15 protein-coding genes are annotated in these 16,145 nt (G+C 55.7%); 7 read left to right on the forward strand and 8 right to left on the reverse strand.

The features are described 5' to 3' along the window. Nucleotides 1-3 precede the first annotated feature (3 nt). Genes GOX61_RS17730 through GOX61_RS17740 form a run of 3 tightly spaced genes read right to left on the reverse strand, consistent with a single transcriptional unit; the run spans nt 4 to nt 2,836 of the window. On the reverse strand, nt 4-996 hold the full coding sequence (locus GOX61_RS17730; RefSeq protein WP_254436911.1) for a sterol desaturase family protein: 993 nt from the start codon (nt 994-996) through the stop codon (nt 4-6). Between the two features lie 54 nt (nt 997-1,050). After that, nucleotides 1,051-2,040 (reverse strand): sterol desaturase family protein, encoded by a 990-nt coding sequence (locus tag GOX61_RS17735; RefSeq protein ID WP_170335859.1) that lies wholly within the window; start codon nt 2,038-2,040, stop codon nt 1,051-1,053. A gap of 40 nt (nt 2,041-2,080) precedes the next feature. Further along, nucleotides 2,081-2,836, reverse strand: coding sequence for a class II aldolase and adducin N-terminal domain-containing protein (locus GOX61_RS17740; RefSeq protein ID WP_155143076.1), 756 nt, complete (start codon nt 2,834-2,836; stop codon nt 2,081-2,083). A gap of 125 nt (nt 2,837-2,961) precedes the next feature. On the opposite strand from GOX61_RS17740, the gene GOX61_RS17745 reads away from it, so the two are divergent. Next, complete coding sequence (locus tag GOX61_RS17745; protein WP_170335862.1) at nt 2,962-3,837, forward strand: LysR family transcriptional regulator; 876 nt, start codon at nt 2,962-2,964, stop codon at nt 3,835-3,837. 84 nt (nt 3,838-3,921) lie between these two features. Here the strand turns inward: GOX61_RS17745 and GOX61_RS17750 are convergent, their stop codons facing one another. Together GOX61_RS17750 and arsC are read right to left on the reverse strand one after the other, a co-directional pair. Beyond that, the gene (locus GOX61_RS17750; RefSeq protein WP_170335864.1) at nt 3,922-4,350 is read right to left on the reverse strand and encodes a VOC family protein; all 429 of its coding nucleotides are present in this window, start codon (nt 4,348-4,350) and stop codon (nt 3,922-3,924) included. Nucleotides 4,351-4,387: 37 nt separating this feature from the next. After that, nucleotides 4,388-4,813 (reverse strand): arsenate reductase (glutaredoxin), encoded by a 426-nt coding sequence (arsC, locus tag GOX61_RS17755; RefSeq protein ID WP_170335866.1) that lies wholly within the window; start codon nt 4,811-4,813, stop codon nt 4,388-4,390. 89 nt (nt 4,814-4,902) lie between these two features. Here arsC and ade point away from each other — a divergent pair, with 89 nt between their 5' ends. The 3 genes from ade (at nt 4,903) to GOX61_RS17770 (ending at nt 8,583) form a co-directional block, all read left to right on the forward strand. Further along, the gene (gene ade, locus GOX61_RS17760; protein WP_170335868.1) at nt 4,903-6,705 is read left to right on the forward strand and encodes an adenine deaminase; all 1,803 of its coding nucleotides are present in this window, start codon (nt 4,903-4,905) and stop codon (nt 6,703-6,705) included. Further along, complete coding sequence (locus GOX61_RS17765) at nt 6,702-8,165, forward strand: AMP nucleosidase (RefSeq protein ID WP_170335870.1); 1,464 nt, start codon at nt 6,702-6,704, stop codon at nt 8,163-8,165. Before ade ends, GOX61_RS17765 begins: the two co-directional genes overlap by 4 nt. Nucleotides 8,166-8,295: 130 nt before the next feature. Next, nucleotides 8,296-8,583 (forward strand): HU family DNA-binding protein, encoded by a 288-nt coding sequence (locus GOX61_RS17770; RefSeq protein WP_050605937.1) that lies wholly within the window; start codon nt 8,296-8,298, stop codon nt 8,581-8,583. 97 nt (nt 8,584-8,680) lie between these two features. Here GOX61_RS17770 and GOX61_RS17775 read toward each other — a convergent pair whose 3' ends face one another. Then, nucleotides 8,681-10,576, reverse strand: coding sequence for an amidohydrolase (locus GOX61_RS17775; RefSeq protein WP_170335871.1), 1,896 nt, complete (start codon nt 10,574-10,576; stop codon nt 8,681-8,683). Between the two features lie 179 nt (nt 10,577-10,755). Further along, complete coding sequence (locus GOX61_RS17780) at nt 10,756-11,952, reverse strand: BCCT family transporter (RefSeq protein ID WP_170335950.1); 1,197 nt, start codon at nt 11,950-11,952, stop codon at nt 10,756-10,758. A gap of 192 nt (nt 11,953-12,144) precedes the next feature. Between GOX61_RS17780 and GOX61_RS17785 the strand changes: the two genes are divergently transcribed. From GOX61_RS17785 to msrA, 3 genes are all read left to right on the forward strand, one after another. Continuing rightward, on the forward strand, nt 12,145-13,023 hold the full coding sequence (locus GOX61_RS17785; protein ID WP_170335873.1) for a DMT family transporter: 879 nt from the start codon (nt 12,145-12,147) through the stop codon (nt 13,021-13,023). A 97-nt stretch (nt 13,024-13,120) separates the two neighbouring features. Further along, nucleotides 13,121-13,570: a peptide-methionine (R)-S-oxide reductase MsrB gene (gene msrB / locus GOX61_RS17790; protein WP_170335875.1), complete on the forward strand. Its 450-nt coding sequence runs from the start codon at nt 13,121-13,123 to the stop codon at nt 13,568-13,570. Then, nucleotides 13,567-14,079, forward strand: coding sequence for a peptide-methionine (S)-S-oxide reductase MsrA (gene msrA, locus GOX61_RS17795; RefSeq protein ID WP_170335877.1), 513 nt, complete (start codon nt 13,567-13,569; stop codon nt 14,077-14,079). The genes msrB and msrA overlap by 4 nt, the downstream gene beginning before the upstream one ends. Before the next feature lie 30 nt (nt 14,080-14,109). On the opposite strand, the gene GOX61_RS17800 is transcribed toward msrA, so the two are convergent. Beyond that, nucleotides 14,110-16,113: a hydantoinase/oxoprolinase family protein gene (locus tag GOX61_RS17800; RefSeq protein WP_170335879.1), complete on the reverse strand. Its 2,004-nt coding sequence runs from the start codon at nt 16,111-16,113 to the stop codon at nt 14,110-14,112. Nucleotides 16,114-16,145 lie beyond the last annotated feature (32 nt).

The raw sequence follows: 16,145 nt of genomic DNA on the forward strand, positions 1-16,145 counted from the left end.
CATTCAGCCAAACATCCGCTTTTTCCGGGCGCGTGTTTCAGCCGTGGCTTCGGGTGATCCGTCATGGAAAGTACCGAACCACCGATCCCATGGCATCTCCTGATTGCCGTAGTTGCACTCGTAATACCGGTGATGCAGCTGGTGATAGAATGTACCCAGCGCTAACCGCTTTTTGTCCTTGATCAGCAAGTCTTCGTAGCCGGTATGGGTCATCGCTGCACCCGGTCCCTGAAAGACGATGTGGAAGTACAGGTGGATCGGATGGGACGGCACGATCCAGTGAATGCACAGCGATGAGAGATAAAAGAAATGCTCGACCGGGTGCATCGAGAATCCTGACCAAGGGCCGATATTGACGTTTCGGTGATGCAGGCTGTGGACCTTTTTATAGAGGAACGGCTGATGCAGCAGGCGGTGCACCCAGTAGAAATGAAAGGCTGACCACATGGGCAGCAGGATCAGCCAAAGGATGAACCAGACCGGATTTTCAGCAAAGGTGATGGTCGGCGCATATCCGTTGGCCATCAACCACATGGTCACGGCCTGAAACCCGGTCAGCTGCAGAACGCCCGACCCCAGAGACCAGAACATGTTGTCCAGCACCTGATCGCTGAAATCCCAAAGCTTGTTGTTCTTACCCTGTTCGCGGCGTTCGAACTTTAGCTTTTTACCCTGCGATTTACGCATGTAGAAATACCAATGCAGACCGCCAGCGACGAGGAAAATCATCGCGAAATTCACCACCCAGATCTGGAATATCCATCCAAACGCAAAGGTCTTTGCAGTCTCCAGCGAGGGATAGAAAAACGCCCACAGCGCGATTGCTGCCAGCACCATCAAGACGCGTTCGCTCAGCGTTAGCCAGTTTTTGGCAAGCCAATTGCCCAGAAAAGCCGGTTCGGGGGGCCATCGGAAGATCGACGGATTCTCCAGCGGCAGTTCGGGGTGGTAGTTCCACTCACGACTCATGTCTTCCATCTGACGCGTGTCAGTCATGGCAGTGTCTTCCTTCTGCGAAGTGTTGTCTGAATTTTGGGGCGATATACCCGGTCAGGTGTACATCTGTTTCTTGAACGCCCGGGTTCGCACCGTCGCTTCGGCTGAGCCGTCGTGATAGGTGCCAAACCACTTGTCGAATGGGATTTCGGAGGTGCCGTAGTTGCACTCGAAATACCGGTGGTGAAGCTGGTGAAAGAAGTCTCCGGCGCGTGCAGCTTCGGTATCGCCTGCCTTCAGTTTTTCAAAACCGGAATGAGACAGGACCGGGCTAATCTGCTGAAAATAAGCGTGAAACAGCAGGTGCAGCGGGTTGGAAGCCACGATCAGATGTATGAAGTAGGTCGTGAAGTACAGCATGTTTTCGAACCAGTGGTTGGAAATGCCGGACCATGGACCTGTATTGACGTTACGGTGGTGTACGGCGTGGACGTGCTTGTACAGCTTTGGATGATGTTCAAGACGGTGCACCCAATAGAAGTGCAGGCCCGACCACATTGGAATGAAGAACATCCAGATCACAAACCACACCGGAGCCTCGGTCCAGGTGATTACAGGCGCCCAGCCATTGGCCATCGCCCAATAGATCACCCACTGATACACGGTTGCGACAGTCATCGCGCTGCCAAGGGTCCACCAGATGTTGTCCCAGACCTGATTGCGGAAGGTGAAGGTACCGTTTCCACGGATCAGGTCACGTCGGTCAAACTTTTTGTACATGCCCTGCCCCTTGCGCATGTACAGCCACCAATGCAGGCCTCCGGCCACCAATATCTGGGGGACCATGTTCAGCAGCCAGACCCGAAACATCCAGCCGGGGGAAAAACTCTGCATCGTTTCCAGTGGCGGCAGGAAAAAGACATAGGCTGCGATTGCAAGGGCCATGCACAGGGTCAGGGATGTCAGCTGCAGCCACGCGCCGCTGTACCATTGCAGCACCGCGGCAGGGCGCAGCGGCCAGCTGAACACAGGGTTCAAAGCTACCGGACCATCAGGGCGATAGTTCCAGCGGGCGACTTCGGGGTCCTGAGCGGTGTCCGACATGGCGGGTACCCTTCAATACTGAAAAACACCGGATCTGGGGTCAGCTTGCGTAGTCTGACCCTTCGGCATCCAGAACGGCCTTAATCTCACGCAGGTGTGCTTCGGCTTGTCCGGGATAATCATCCAGCTCCTGCGCGGTTTTTTCCGCGATTTCGTCCGACAAAACGCGCATCGGCTGTCCGGTCTGAAGCGCACGGATATAGGTTTCGGCTGCGCGTTCGAAATAGTAGAGCCTGTTAAAGGCATCTCCAACGTCGCTGCCGATGACCAGAACGCCATGGTTGCCCATGATCATGACCTTTTTCTTGGGATCGGACAGCATTGATGCACAACGCTCACCCTCGCTTTCAAAGGCCAGACCACCAAACTCTTCGTCCACGACGTAACGGTTGTAGAACGTGGCGGTGTTCTGATCGATCGGAGGCAGATTGCTGTCGGCCAGCGAGGCCAGAACGGTTGCAAAGATCGAATGCACATGCATGACACAACGCGCATGCGGGCAATGGCGGTGGATTGAGCCGTGCAGTCCCCAGGCCGTGGGATCGGGCGCGCCGGGCTGCTTCATGACATCGGGATCCTTCGCGTCGAGAAACAGCAGATCAGAGGCCCGAATACGCGAAAAGTACATCTGATTGGGGTTCATCAGGAATTGCGTACCATCGTCGTTCACGGCAAGGCTGAAGTGATTTGCAACGCCTTCGTGCATATTCAGCCGCTCAGTCCAGCGGAATGCGGCGGCCATGTCTACACGCTCGGACCAGTGGTCGATATTTGGACGCAGGTTGGTGACGCTCATCTGGCAACTCCTGTGGCAGCGGGCTTGAGTTTCATGCTTTGTAGATCGTGCATCCGGCATCGAAATTTGACCAACGAAAAAAACGCAGCTATTCCATTAGCTAAACTAATGGCAAAGTTATGCGCATGCAGAAACCGCTTCCTCCACTGGGTTGGCTACGTACCTTTGAAGCGGCCGCGCGCCATCTGTCTTTCACGGGTGCGGCCCGTGATCTGAACATGACTCAGAGCGCGGTAAGCCAGCAGATCAAATCGCTTGAGGGATACCTTGGTCAGCCCTTGTTTTTAAGGCGCCCCCGCGCGTTGGAACTGACCGAGGCAGGTATCACTTATCTGCCTGTTGTACGCGACGCTTTCAGAACCCTGGTACGGGGTACACAGGCGGTAACCGGCGCCCGGCAAAATGCGGTTCAGGTGCAAAGTAACATCACCTTTGCCGTCAACTGGCTGGCACCGCGTTTGCCCGGTTTTCGGGCCCAGCACCCAGATGTACATCTCAATATTTTTACCGAGCTTTGGGAGCCGCAGGAGATGGCAGAAGGGGCGGCTGTCGAAATACGCTATTCCCTGCGCCCCTCAGACACCGTGCGTACGGAGTTGTTACGAACGGATCACTATTATCCCGTTTGTGCGCCAGACTACCCCGTCACACTGGAGAATCTGCATCAGCAGCCGTTGTTTGATTGCTCGAATCTGCTGTCGAATTGGGGAAATTGGGCGGAAGAGCAGGGCTTGGACTGGCCGAACCCACAAATCACATATTCCACCACCTATATGGTCAGCCTGTCCGTTGCGATGGTTGGGGGTGGGTTGTGCCTGGCGCATGACACGATCGTTCGTGGTTTGATCAACGAAGGTCGACTGATCGCCCCGTTCGAGCATCGTGCTGTGATGCCCGAGGCCTACTACCTTTTGCTTTCGCCACAGGCCGAAGAGACACCAGGTGCAGTGGCTTTTGCCAACTGGATCCGAAGCGAGATCGAAGCAGATTCTCTGATCTAACCAGTGAGCCCCCCATCGTATATGCCCTTTCGGCATTTCCTCTGGTTGGACGTGACAGCACTGACGCGCTGTGTCAGGTCGGCCTTATTCGGTATCTTTCGGGCGGCTAGGCACCCAAGCATATCCGTTTTCGCAAAGGATATATGCCTCTCGCAGGCCATGCGGTTTGTCTGTGGGGGGCTGTAGTACCGTAGCGCCAGCAAGATCTGCGCGGGTAACGGCATCGTCCGGATCTGTATCGTACAGGCGGATTTCGATACCCGCACCGCGCGGTGGTGTTTCCGGCAGCAAGCTCAGCAACGGATTGGAATGGTAGGTTCCATCAGAATGCAGTTGAAAGACCTGACCGGAATAGGTGACGATCGCAAAATCAGCCGTCACCTGATGACTTTTCATTCCAAAAACAGTCTCTAAAAAGGCGCATTCTGCCTTCACGTCCCTGACCAGCAGGTTTAGTCCGATCCCGTTCAGGCCACGCCCGAAACTGTCCGCATCTATCGTTTCATAGTCCATGTGAGCAGATTGAGCAGCAAGTACATCGCAAAGCAAGCTATTCTGGCACCCGATTTCCCTTGTCATCAATCAGGGTCGTTCCATCCTCTTTAAGCCATGGTGCCTTTGGCCATGTGTCGAGTAGATCAAGAATAGCGCCTGATGGTCTGCATAGCCTGACCCCATTGCGGCATGCCACGATTGGTCGATTGACCAGAACCGGATGTTCCATCATGGCCTCCAGCAATTGATCGTCTGTCACCTCATCATCCAGCAGACCCAGTTCCTCAGCAGGTGACTTAGTGGTTCGAAGCGCCTGACGAGGCGTGAGTCCGGCGGCGGCGAACAACGCCAGGAGTTGTGGCCGGGTCCAGCCGGTTTCCAGGTATTCGATGACCACCGGATCGTATCCGGCGTCACGTATGATCTGCAGTACGTTACGGGACGTGCCACAGGCGAGGTTGTGGTGAATGACGATATCCATATGACCCTCTTATGCTGCCTTTCGTGACGGTTTCATGATACACAAAGAGCAGGGGTTGAACCTTCCCGCGCATTAGGGAAAGTTGGGCCATGGAATACACACCTTTCCCAAGCTGGCCCGATGTCGCCCCTCGTTTGATTGCCGTTGCTGCCGGGCGCGAACCTGCGGACATGGTTATTCGCGATGGTATCTGGGTCAATGTTCACAGCCGTGAGACCTTGCCCGGCCATTCTGTTGCCATTGCCGAAGGGCGCGTGGCCTTTGTCGGGCCTGACGCCTCGCACTGCATTGGTCCTGATACCCAAATCATCGAAGCGCGCGGGCGCTATCTGATTCCGGGTCTGTGTGACGCACACATGCATATCGAATCCGGAATGCTGACGCCCGCTGAATTTGCTCGCGCGGTGATCCCGCATGGGACGACCTCGATGTTCACCGATCCCCATGAGATTGCCAATGTGCTGGGTCTGGATGGCGTACGCATGATGCATGATGAGGCGCTGTTGCAGCCGGTGAATATCTTCACTCAGATGCCGTCTTGTGCGCCTTCGGCACCGGGGCTGGAGACGACAGGCTATGAAATCACGCCTGAAGATGTATCAGAGGCAATGAGCTGGCCAGGAATTATCGGCTTGGGGGAGATGATGAATTTCCCCGGCGTGATAAATGGCGATCCAAAGATGCTGGCCGAGATCGCAGCCACGCAGCGCGCAGGAAAAACGGTAGGCGGACATTACGCTTCCCCTGATTTAGGGTCTGATTTTGCAGCATATGTGGCTGGCGGTCCCGCTGATGATCATGAGGGTACGTGTGAGGCCGATGCCATTGCGCGAGTGCGTCAGGGCATGCGTTCGATGATGCGGCTGGGTTCGGCCTGGTACGACGTGGAAAGCCAGATCACTGCCGTCACGGAAAAAGGTCTGGATCCGCGGAGCTTTATCCTGTGCACGGATGATTGCCACTCGGGCACGTTGGTGAACGAAGGGCATATGAACCGCGTCGTGCGGCATGCCATCGCCTGTGGTTGCGATCCTTTGATTGCGCTGCAGATGGCCACGATCAACACGGCCTCTCATTTCGGGTTGGAGCGTGAAATCGGCTCGATCACACCCGGGCGCAGGGCAGATATCATCATCACGTCTGACCTGACCGATCTGCCGATTGAGACGGTTGTGGCACGAGGCCAGGTTGTCGCTGAAAATGGCGCGATTACAGTCGACTGCCCCCATTACGACTGGCCTGACCGGGCGCGAAACACTGTACATCTGGGACATCAGCTCAGCGCTGTAGACTTTGAGATCGAAGCTCCGGCCGGAGCGAACCGGGTTCAGGCCAACGTAATCGGTGTGGTGGAAAACCAGGCCCCGACCAAAGCGCTGAAAGCCGAACTGCCCATCATCGGTGGGCTGGTAGAAGGTGAAGGTGATGTATGCCAGATTGCGCTGGTTGAACGGCACCGGGGTACCGGGGGTGTAACGAACGCTTTCGTTTCGGGCTTTGGTTACCAGGGCCGCATGGCGATGGCGTCAACCGTAGCCCATGACAGCCACCACATGATTGTCGTGGGTACTGACCGCGAGCAAATGGCGCTGGCCGCAAACCGGCTGGCCGAAGTGGGTGGTGGCATCACCATCTTCCGAGATGGTGAAGAACTGGCATTGGTCGAATTGCCGATTGCCGGTCTGATGTCCGACAATCCGGCGGCCGAGGTTGCCGCAAACGCAGAAAAGATGGTCGAGGCGATGGAGGCCTGCGGCTGTCAGCTTAACAACGCCTATATGCAGCACTCCCTGCTTGCTCTGGTCGTGATCCCGGAACTGAGGATTTCCGACCTGGGCCTGGTGGATGTGCGCACCTTTGAAAAGATAGACCTTCTGGAACCACTTGCATGACAACAATAATAGAACCAAAAGCACCCAAACCAGAACAATTCACCGATGCGTCGGCCGCTGTTGCCCGGCTTGAAGAACTGTACGAGCAGGCAACGACTTTTTTATGCGACAAGTTCTCTGACTCAATGTCGGGTGATACGCCGACCGAGCGATTCAGAGCCTATTACCCGGAAATTCGCATCAGAACCGCGTCCTATGCCCATGTCGACAGCCGCCTGAGCTTTGGTCACGTTTCGGAGCCGGGGACACACGCGACAACGGTGACGCGGCCGGATTTGTTCCGTTCCTATCTGACACAACAGATCGCTTTGCTGATTAAGAACCACAATCAGCCGGTCACAATCGGCCTTTCGGATACACCGATTCCGGTACATTTCGCAGTCGCGAACAATCCGGATCTGGTTGTACCGCATCAGGGTGCAGCGGGGTTCACGTTGCGCGATGTCTTCGACGTTCCGGATCTGACGACCACCAATGATGATATCGTCAACGGCGTCTATGAGCTGGAGAACGATGTCGGCCCTCTGGCGCTGTTTACCGCTCAGCGGATCGACTATTCGCTGGCGCGCCTTGCGCATTATACGGCCACGGATCCAAGCCATTTCCAGAACCATGTGTTGTTCACCAACTACCAGTTCTACGTCTCGGAATTCGAAAACTATGCGCGTGAACAGCTGGCCGATCCGGATAGCGGCTACACCAGCTTTGTGTCCACCGGAAATGTCGAGATCAGCGATCCGAAGACTGCAATTGAACAACCGCTGAAACTGCCGCAGATGCCGACCTATCACTTGAAGCGCGAGGATGGGTCCGGCATCACGCTCGTCAATATTGGTGTTGGTCCGTCAAACGCCAAAACGGCAACGGACCATATTGCGGTTCTGCGTCCGCACGCCTGGCTGATGGTTGGCCACTGCGCTGGGCTGCGAAATACGCAAGCTTTGGGCGATTTCGTACTGGCCCATGCCTATCTGCGCGAAGACAAGGTGTTGGACGATGATCTGCCGGTCTGGGTTCCAATCCCGCCACTGGCCGAAGTGCAGGTTGCACTTGAACAGGCCGTGGCCGAAGTGACCGAGCTTGAAGGATATGAGCTCAAGCGGATCATGCGAACCGGCACTGTGGCTTCGGTCGATAACCGAAACTGGGAGCTTCGGGATCAGTCGGGGCCCGTGCAACGGCTTAGCCAATCGCGCGCAATCGCGTTGGATATGGAAAGCGCCACCATCGCCGCTAATGGGTATCGTTTCAGGGTACCTTACGGCACGTTGCTGTGCGTGTCAGACAAGCCTTTGCATGGTGAACTAAAGCTTCCCGGCATGGCTTCGTCGTTCTATACCACGCAGGTCAGCCGCCATTTGGCGATCGGAATACGGGCCATGGAACACCTCCGCGGGATGCCTCTGGAGCGTTTGCACAGCCGGAAATTGCGTTCTTTCGACGAAACGGCCTTCCTCTGAAGCAAAAAAGCAACGAAATCCCCATATTTTTGGGGGTTTTGGCGCTACTATTCGTTGTGTTCACATACAATATCCCGTTACAGTTACGCGGTGAGGCCCAAGAGATCGGGCACGTTAAGGAGACCAAGAAATGGCAAAGCCTATGACTAAAACTCAGCTGGTTGCTGCTCTCGCTGAGGAAATGGGAACCGACAAGAAATCCGCAAACGCGGCACTTGAGGCTGTAACCGGCCTGATCACCCGCGAAGTTTCCGCCGGTGGTGCAGTGACCCTGCCCGGCGTCGGCAAAATCTACTGCCGTGAGCGCCCCGAGCGTCAGGTCCGCAACCCGGCCACTGGTGAAACCTTCACCAAAGAAGCCGACAAGGTTGTGAAAATGACCATCGCAAAAGCACTGAAGGACAGCGTGAACGGCTAATCCCAGCCTTCACAACTTCAATACAAGGGTCGCGATTTCGCGGCCCTTTTTCTTTGATGGAACTCATTCATTCGAATCCAAGGCGCCGGTGGGCCGCTTAGAGATGGGTATGAACAACCTTAAGCGCGTGGTTCAGCATCGCGCGATTGATCTCTTCGTCTGCCGGGGGCTTCGGATTCTGAGATGGTGAAAGCGAGGCTTTTCGCTCAGCCTCACCAACCGGTAAAACCCGCCCTTCCATAACTGTGCCCCAGACATTGATGTCGCGGATCGATGTCGGGTCTACGCTCAGGGGGTTTTCATCCAGAATAGTCAGGTTGGCCCGTTTGCCCGGTTCGATGCTCCCGATCTCATCACTCATCCTGAGGGCCTGAGCCGCCTCGATCGTAACCCCGCGAAGCCCCATCTCGGCCGGTACTCTCTGATCCGCGCCAGCGGTGCGACCGGAAGAAGTTATCCGATTGACCGCACACCACATCAGAAACAAAGGATCAGCGGGTGCCATTGGCATATCTGAATGCAGTGACCACGGGATACCAGCGAGCGACAAGTCACCCAGGCGAACCATCGAATCCGCGCGTTGCGGACCAAGACCAACTTTCGAGTACTGATCTGCAAGAGCCGTCACATAGTAGGGATTTCCACTGACGATAGCGCCAAGCGCGCGAATCCGCTCGACTTGATCCGGGGCGCTGACCGCAAAATGCACCAGAACGGTGCGGTGATCATATCGCGGGTTGCGGCGCAGATTGGCCTCGAGCGTATCAAGAACCCGATCAAGCCCCGCGTCGCCATTGACGTGAATATGGATTTGATATCCTGCATCCCAGTAAACGCGGAATGCGCGCTCAAACAGATCGCGGTCCATCATCCATTCGCCATCATGACCATCCAGATAAGGATCACGTACCTGCATCAGCAGCGAATAAATTGCGCCATCTGCAAAAAGCTTTGCCTGCTTTGGCGCAAGACTTGTCATGCCACCATACCAAGAGGCCAGCTTTTCGGTTTCAGCAATGACTTGCGCATCATCCGAGTAGGTCGCGACCATCGACTTTGCATCCACGATAAATGACCAGCGAAATGGCATATCCGGGTTCGAGAAAACTTCGTTAACGCCATCCTGTACCGGTTTAGACAGAATCCCGCCCGGCTCATTGCCGAAGGTAATGCCTTTGGCGTGCATATAGTCGCGCGTGATTTCCAGGCCGGAACGCAGGCGTTCGGGGGTTGCGACCATATTCGCGATGTTAGGCAAAACTCCGAACAGGCCCTGTTCCCAAAACCGCGCTTCTTCAAAATTGCTTTGCTCTTTTGCTGACGGGCTGAACGTTTCGAACTTGTCCCGGGTAACACCACCGCGCTCCATTGCCGCCGAGTTCAGTACCATCTCGTGACATGAGCGCGCCCAAACAAGAATTGGACGTGTTTTGCTGATTGTGTCGAGATCGGCACGTGTTAATGGGCCATAGAAGGCGGGGTGATAGCCCCAGCTGAGCAGAGGTTCATCCGGATCTGACTTCTCGGCTTCGGCCTTGGTCAGACGTGCCATGAAATCCTGTTTGTCTTTAACGCGAGGAACAGTTCCGCTCGGCAGGACCCAATCCTCGATTGCCAGGATTTCAGATGACATCGTAAGCGCGGCAAGTACAGGATGGTCATGCTGGGCGATAAAGCCGGGTACGATTACGTGATCGGCAAAAGTCGTATCGATTTCGTAGGGCTGGTCGCCCAAAACACGCTGCACATCTTCCAGCGTTCCGGCCCAGAGGATTCTGTCGCCAACCACTGCAACCGCCTCGGCGGTTGGCCGTGCATCATTGAGCGTGATGATTTCGCGGGCAGTGTAGATCGTCGCCTGAGGTGCCGAGACAATTGATCCACCAATATCCTGCAGTGACCCAGTTTCTGCCAAAGCATGTCTCAATGGTGTCAGTGCTGCAGCAGAAGCTAATCCAGTTCTCACAAATCGCCGGCGACCGATATCTTTCATAATCGAGTTTCCTCAGACAGTTGGGTGACAATGGTATTCGATTTCAAAAGAGTAATTCCCATCACAATATCTGAATTTTGCACGGTGTCTTGCCCAAGGCATAAAAAAACCCCGCAGAACGCGCTGCGGGGTTTGATTTGTCCAAGGCAGAAGTTGCCTGTGGTGTTTTGGTCTCCGGCTTAGTGAACCGTTTCAACCTTGTGGAAATCCAGATCGCGCCCTTCGGGCATGGAGTCGATGCTCAGCACCTCTTTGCGCTTGGCAATCAGGATGTAGACAACGCAGGCCAGATACAGGCCAACCACAACCGCGCCGATCCACTGGATTTGCAGCCACTGGCTCTGGAACAACAGGGTCAGGACAAACAGCAGGACAACGTTTCCTGCGACATATGCCGCCTTGCCGAACCGTTCGACTGTCATGTTCAGGTTGTCGGTGTACAGGCGGATAAGCGAGTCCAGCGAGTTGATCACAAAGGTCACGCCCACGATCACCATCGCGATGTTGGTGATGCCTGCAGTGCTGATGCCGTTCAGGTGATAGTAGTAGAGAACGGTGAACCAGATCGCCAGCGGGATCGATGGGAAGATCAACAACGCGGCCAGCAGTTGCCATGTTTTCAGGCCACCGACAAAACGCGAGGTGAACTGGCCGATCATGATCGACCATGCAAACCACCAGAACAGATAGAAGGCATGATAGTCGGTCAGCGGCAGGACAAACTTATGCAGGTTTGCGAAGTACGCACCGATGTTGCTGCTGGTTTCTGCAAATCCGGTCAGACCCATACCAGCTGCAGCCCACATGCCCAGAATCAGAGCAAGGAACAGGAAGGTAGAGCCCACCGACAGGATGCGCACGTATTTCAGATCTGTCGACGAATAGGCCGCCGCCAGAATGACCACGAACACGATGATGTAGAAAGTGGTGACAACGGATTCACCGTCTCCGACCTCGGGCAGGTAGCCAGGCAGGTAGATCAGGAACAGGCTGGCGGTGAAGGCGCAGGTGCCGATGATCACCACGTTGTTGATCAACTTGACCAGCGGGATCTCAAAGAACTTCACACGTGGTTCGATGACGCAGAAGTAGAACGCGGTCAGGAAGTAGAACGCCCAGATCAAAAAGCCCCAGAAACCGAACTCGATCGCCAAGGGGTTGGCGAAGGCGTAAGCAGGTTCTTCGGCATAGCCGCCAAACTCGGTCAGTGGGAACATGATCAGGCCAACGTCCAAGCCGGATGTGAACAGGATCGCAATGAATGTGAACAGATGGACAGGCGTTACACCAACGCAGCGTAGATTCCACCATTTCACGACGAAGAAAGCGACCAGGCCCAATGCCAACAGGACGCCAAATGACAGGATGTATTCCAGAAGCACCGACAAACCTCCCTTGATGTGTCAGATCGGGCAGCGGATATCTTTAATTGGCCAGTCAATCAATAAAAACATGCGTAATGACTTTCTTGTATGGCGCATGTGTCTTTTTTGACGAAGTGATGACCTCGCGCTTGAAGCTTTTTGGAAAATCAGAAACAGTCCTGCCGATTTGAAAAGGGGATCGTGATGGACCTGCGCGCCATAGCCATGGGGCTGATATTTGCCTTCATCTGGTCATCCGCCTTTACATCGGCACGGATCATAGTTTCCGATGCCTCGCCTCTATTTTCGTTGGCGCTTCGCTTTCTGATTTCCGGTGTGATCGGCGTCACGATTGCCAGGGTGATGGGGCAGAGCTGGAAGCTCACCAGATCTCAGTGGTACGCCACGTTCTTATTCGGAATTTGCCAGAATGCCCTTTATTTGGGTCTGAATTTTTATGCGATGCAAACTGTCGAGGCATCGGTCGCCGCCATTATAGCGTCGACGATGCCGTTGCTGGTCGCATTGGCAGGATGGCTGTTGTTTGGCGAAAAGCTCCGTCCCTTGGGCGTCATCGGCCTGCTCGCCGGCTTTGCCGGTGTCGCCCTGATCATGAGCAGCCGGATCAGCGCTGGCATTGATATGTTCGGTGTCATGCTCTGCGGTTTGGGTGCCTTAGCGCTCACGCTGGCAACGCTGGCGGTTCGGGGTGCCACCTCAGGGGGCAACTTCATGATGGTTGTCGGACTACAGATGCTTGTGGGTTCAGCTATTCTCTTCCTCGCTGCACCGCTGTTTGAGACCATCTATATTCATCTGACCGTGCCCTTTGCACTGGCTTTCACCTATACGACCCTGTTCCCCGGCCTGCTGGCGACATTGATCTGGTTCTTGCTTTTGAACCGCATCGGTGCCACCCGGGCCGCGACATTCCATTTTCTAAATCCTGTGTTTGGCGTCGCCATTGCTGCCATCTTGTTGGGTGAAAGGCTTGGACCACTTGATGTGATCGGTGTGCTTGTGACGACAATTGGTATTCTGGCCGTGCAGTTGTCGCGCCAACCCGAGGTTAAAACCGCCTGATCCAACGCACGAGCGCGCGAGGCATCTGAAATATGGCTTTGATTTCCTCTATGATGTGCCCAAATAGTGCATCACGAAAGACAACACCGGAGGAGCCATGACTCGTTACACCAAAGACCCCGAGGCCATCGCCGCCCTCTCTCCCGAAGAGTTTCACGTGACTCAGCGTAGCGGTACCGAACGGCCGGGTACTGGAAAACACCTGAATAACAAAGAGCCGGGTATCTATGTGGATATCGTTTCGGGTGAGCCGCTGTTTGCCTCGACCCACAAGTACGAATCCGGCTGTGGCTGGCCCAGCTTTACCAAGCCAATCATCCACGAGCATGTCGAAGAGCTCGAAGATCGTACCCTGGGTATGATCCGTACCGAGGTACGCTCGAAACATGGCGACAGCCATCTGGGCCATGTGTTTCCGGACGGTCCGCGCGAACATGGCGGGCTGCGCTATTGCATAAACTCTGCCGCGCTTCGGTTTATCCATCGTGACGATATGGAAACCGAAGGTTACGGCGAATTCCTGATCCATGTGGAGGAAATCCAATGACCGAACAACGCGCTGTTCTTGCCGGGGGCTGTTTCTGGGGCATGCAGGATCTGATCCGCAAGCTGCCCGGCGTTTCCCGCACTCGTGTCGGATACACTGGCGGAGACGTACCAAACGCAACCTATCGCAACCATGGTACCCACGCAGAAGGGATTGAGATCTGGTTTGATCCTACCAGGATCACCTATCGCGAGTTGCTGGAGTTCTTCTTTCAGATTCACGACCCGACCACGGTGAACCGACAGGGCAATGACATCGGGATGAGTTATCGCTCTGCTATCTACTACGTCGATGAGGCGCAGAAACAGGTCGCAGTGGACACAATCGCCGATGTAGATGCCAGTGGAATATGGCCGGGCATGGTCGTGACCGAAGTGGAACCTGTGAGTGATTTCTGGGAAGCCGAGCCCGAGCATCAGGACTATCTGGAGCGTATCCCAAACGGGTATACTTGCCACTTCCCGCGTCAGGACTGGGTGCTGCCAAAGCGCACCGACGCCGCAGAATAACAGACCTGCCTCCTCCGTTCGCGGAGGAGGTTAGCCCACGGCGACCCTTGGTCGGCCACTGGCCTCGACGGTCACAAGCGCCTCGACGAACACATCTCTGCCTTCGACCTGCGCAGTACGAATGTCGCGATCTATGATCACCCGAATATCTTCAGCTCCAGCTTCGCGTACTGATTTTTCGGTTTCATCCCGTAGAACCGATTCCAACAGGCCCAGTGCCGCATCCGGTTCTGAGAAATCCTGTGGCCCATCCTCGAGATGCACGCGAAAGAGCCCTTCGGAAGGTGACGTCACCGTACCGGCACGCCGCAATGTAAGGCGACCAACGACTGCACCAATGGCATTGGCGACGCCAGCATGTTCTGGCAGGACCATCGCGCAATGCAGCCGCTCACCAACCGCCGGATAATAGCTGGGGGCCGAAGCGCCCAGCCCGACTACATCCACATTCAGCGCTGCATCCAGCGCCATCAAACCCCGGTGCCGAGACAATCCCCGCTGCGTCAGAACATGCCGCGCCAAGTCCTGAGCTGGTAGGCCCAATCCATCGGTTTCTTCTGCGAAAGCAGTCTCTAACAAGGTCAAAGCTGTCTGTTCCGTCAGTTGATCAATGATCATCTGGGCAAGCGCCTCGGGGGATTTTGCCAACAGGTCACCAGACCCAACCCGCCTGCGCGCGATCAGCTCCAACGCTTTACAGGCGGCATCGCCGTCCCAGTCTGTTAGCTTGCCAAGTACATGGCTGGCATCTGATGGAGTAATACCGGATACCTGCACAATGCCGCGGTCTACCAGACGGTTCAGCGCACCGTTTTCCATCCGGGTTCGCAGTAGTGAAGACAGGGGCAATACGGTGTCGCCAAGCCGATCCAGCAGAACCTCTTCGCGTTCACCAACACCATCCGCGCGGATACCCGGCACGCGGCGGGCAAAACGTGTATCATGCTCACCGACCGTCGTGGCCCGTAATTGTTCATCCAGAACCGCATGGACGATTTCTGGCGCTTCTGCTGCGATTAGTGAAACCGGCAAGACACGTCTTGGTCCAAGAAACACACCTCCGCCCAAGCCTTCGGTCACGACATGCACCTGACTGTCCCCACCCAGACCATGGGTTCGCATTGCAACGGCCTCGACCATCGTTCGGAACCCACCAACTTGCGCACCGGCTGGATCGATCGCGGGCTTGCCATCGCGGATCAGCGCCACATCCGTCGTCGTGCCGCCAATATCCGAGACCAAAGCGTTTTCGGCCCCGGTCAACCAGCGTGCACCCACGATCGAGGCAGCGGGTCCGCTGAGGATTGTTTCAATTGGCCGTTCGCGGGCCTGTTCTGCGCTCATCAAGGCACCATCACCACGCACGACCATCATCGGGGCGTGGATGTCCAGTTCGCGCAATCGGTCCTGAGCACGTCCGATCAACCGGTCAATCATCCCGATCAAACGGGCGTTCAGCACTGCTGTTACTGCCCGTTTCGGACCATTCAGCTTGGCTGACAACTGATGTGAGCAGGTGACTGGGGCGCCCGTCCTTTCGGTAATGATCTGCGCAGCCTTCAACTCATGTGCCGGGTTACGCGTGGCGAATTGTGCTGCGACCGCAAAGCCCGAAATGCCTTTGTGAGAGTCTAGAAATGCCTCAAGCGCTTGGATGTCCAGCGGCGCAACCTCGCCTCCGGCATGGCTATGGCCGCCCGAAATCACCAGCGCAGGGTCACCCTTCAGGGCATCCTTCAACCCATGCTTTTCCAGATCGCTTTCCCGAAAGCCGATATAGATCAAAGCGACACGGCCACCTTGCCCTTCAACCAGCGCGTTGGTGGCAAGCGTTGTCGACAACGAGGCAAGTGAGATCTGATCCGGAGACACCTGCGCCTCGTCCAGAACGGCCGAGATTGCCTTGCCCACGCCAATCGCCAAATCTGCGCGAGTGGTCAGGGATTTGGCCGAGGCGATGACCTCTTTCTCATCCCGGATCAACACCGCATCAGTATAGGTTCCGCCCGTATCGACACCCAAAGCCAAGGCCATCGGGTCCTCCTTATTGTTCGCTGGTGACGGGT

The sequence above is a fragment of the Ruegeria arenilitoris genome, assembly GCF_013030265.1.
Lineage (GTDB): Bacteria > Pseudomonadota > Alphaproteobacteria > Rhodobacterales > Rhodobacteraceae > Ruegeria > Ruegeria arenilitoris_E.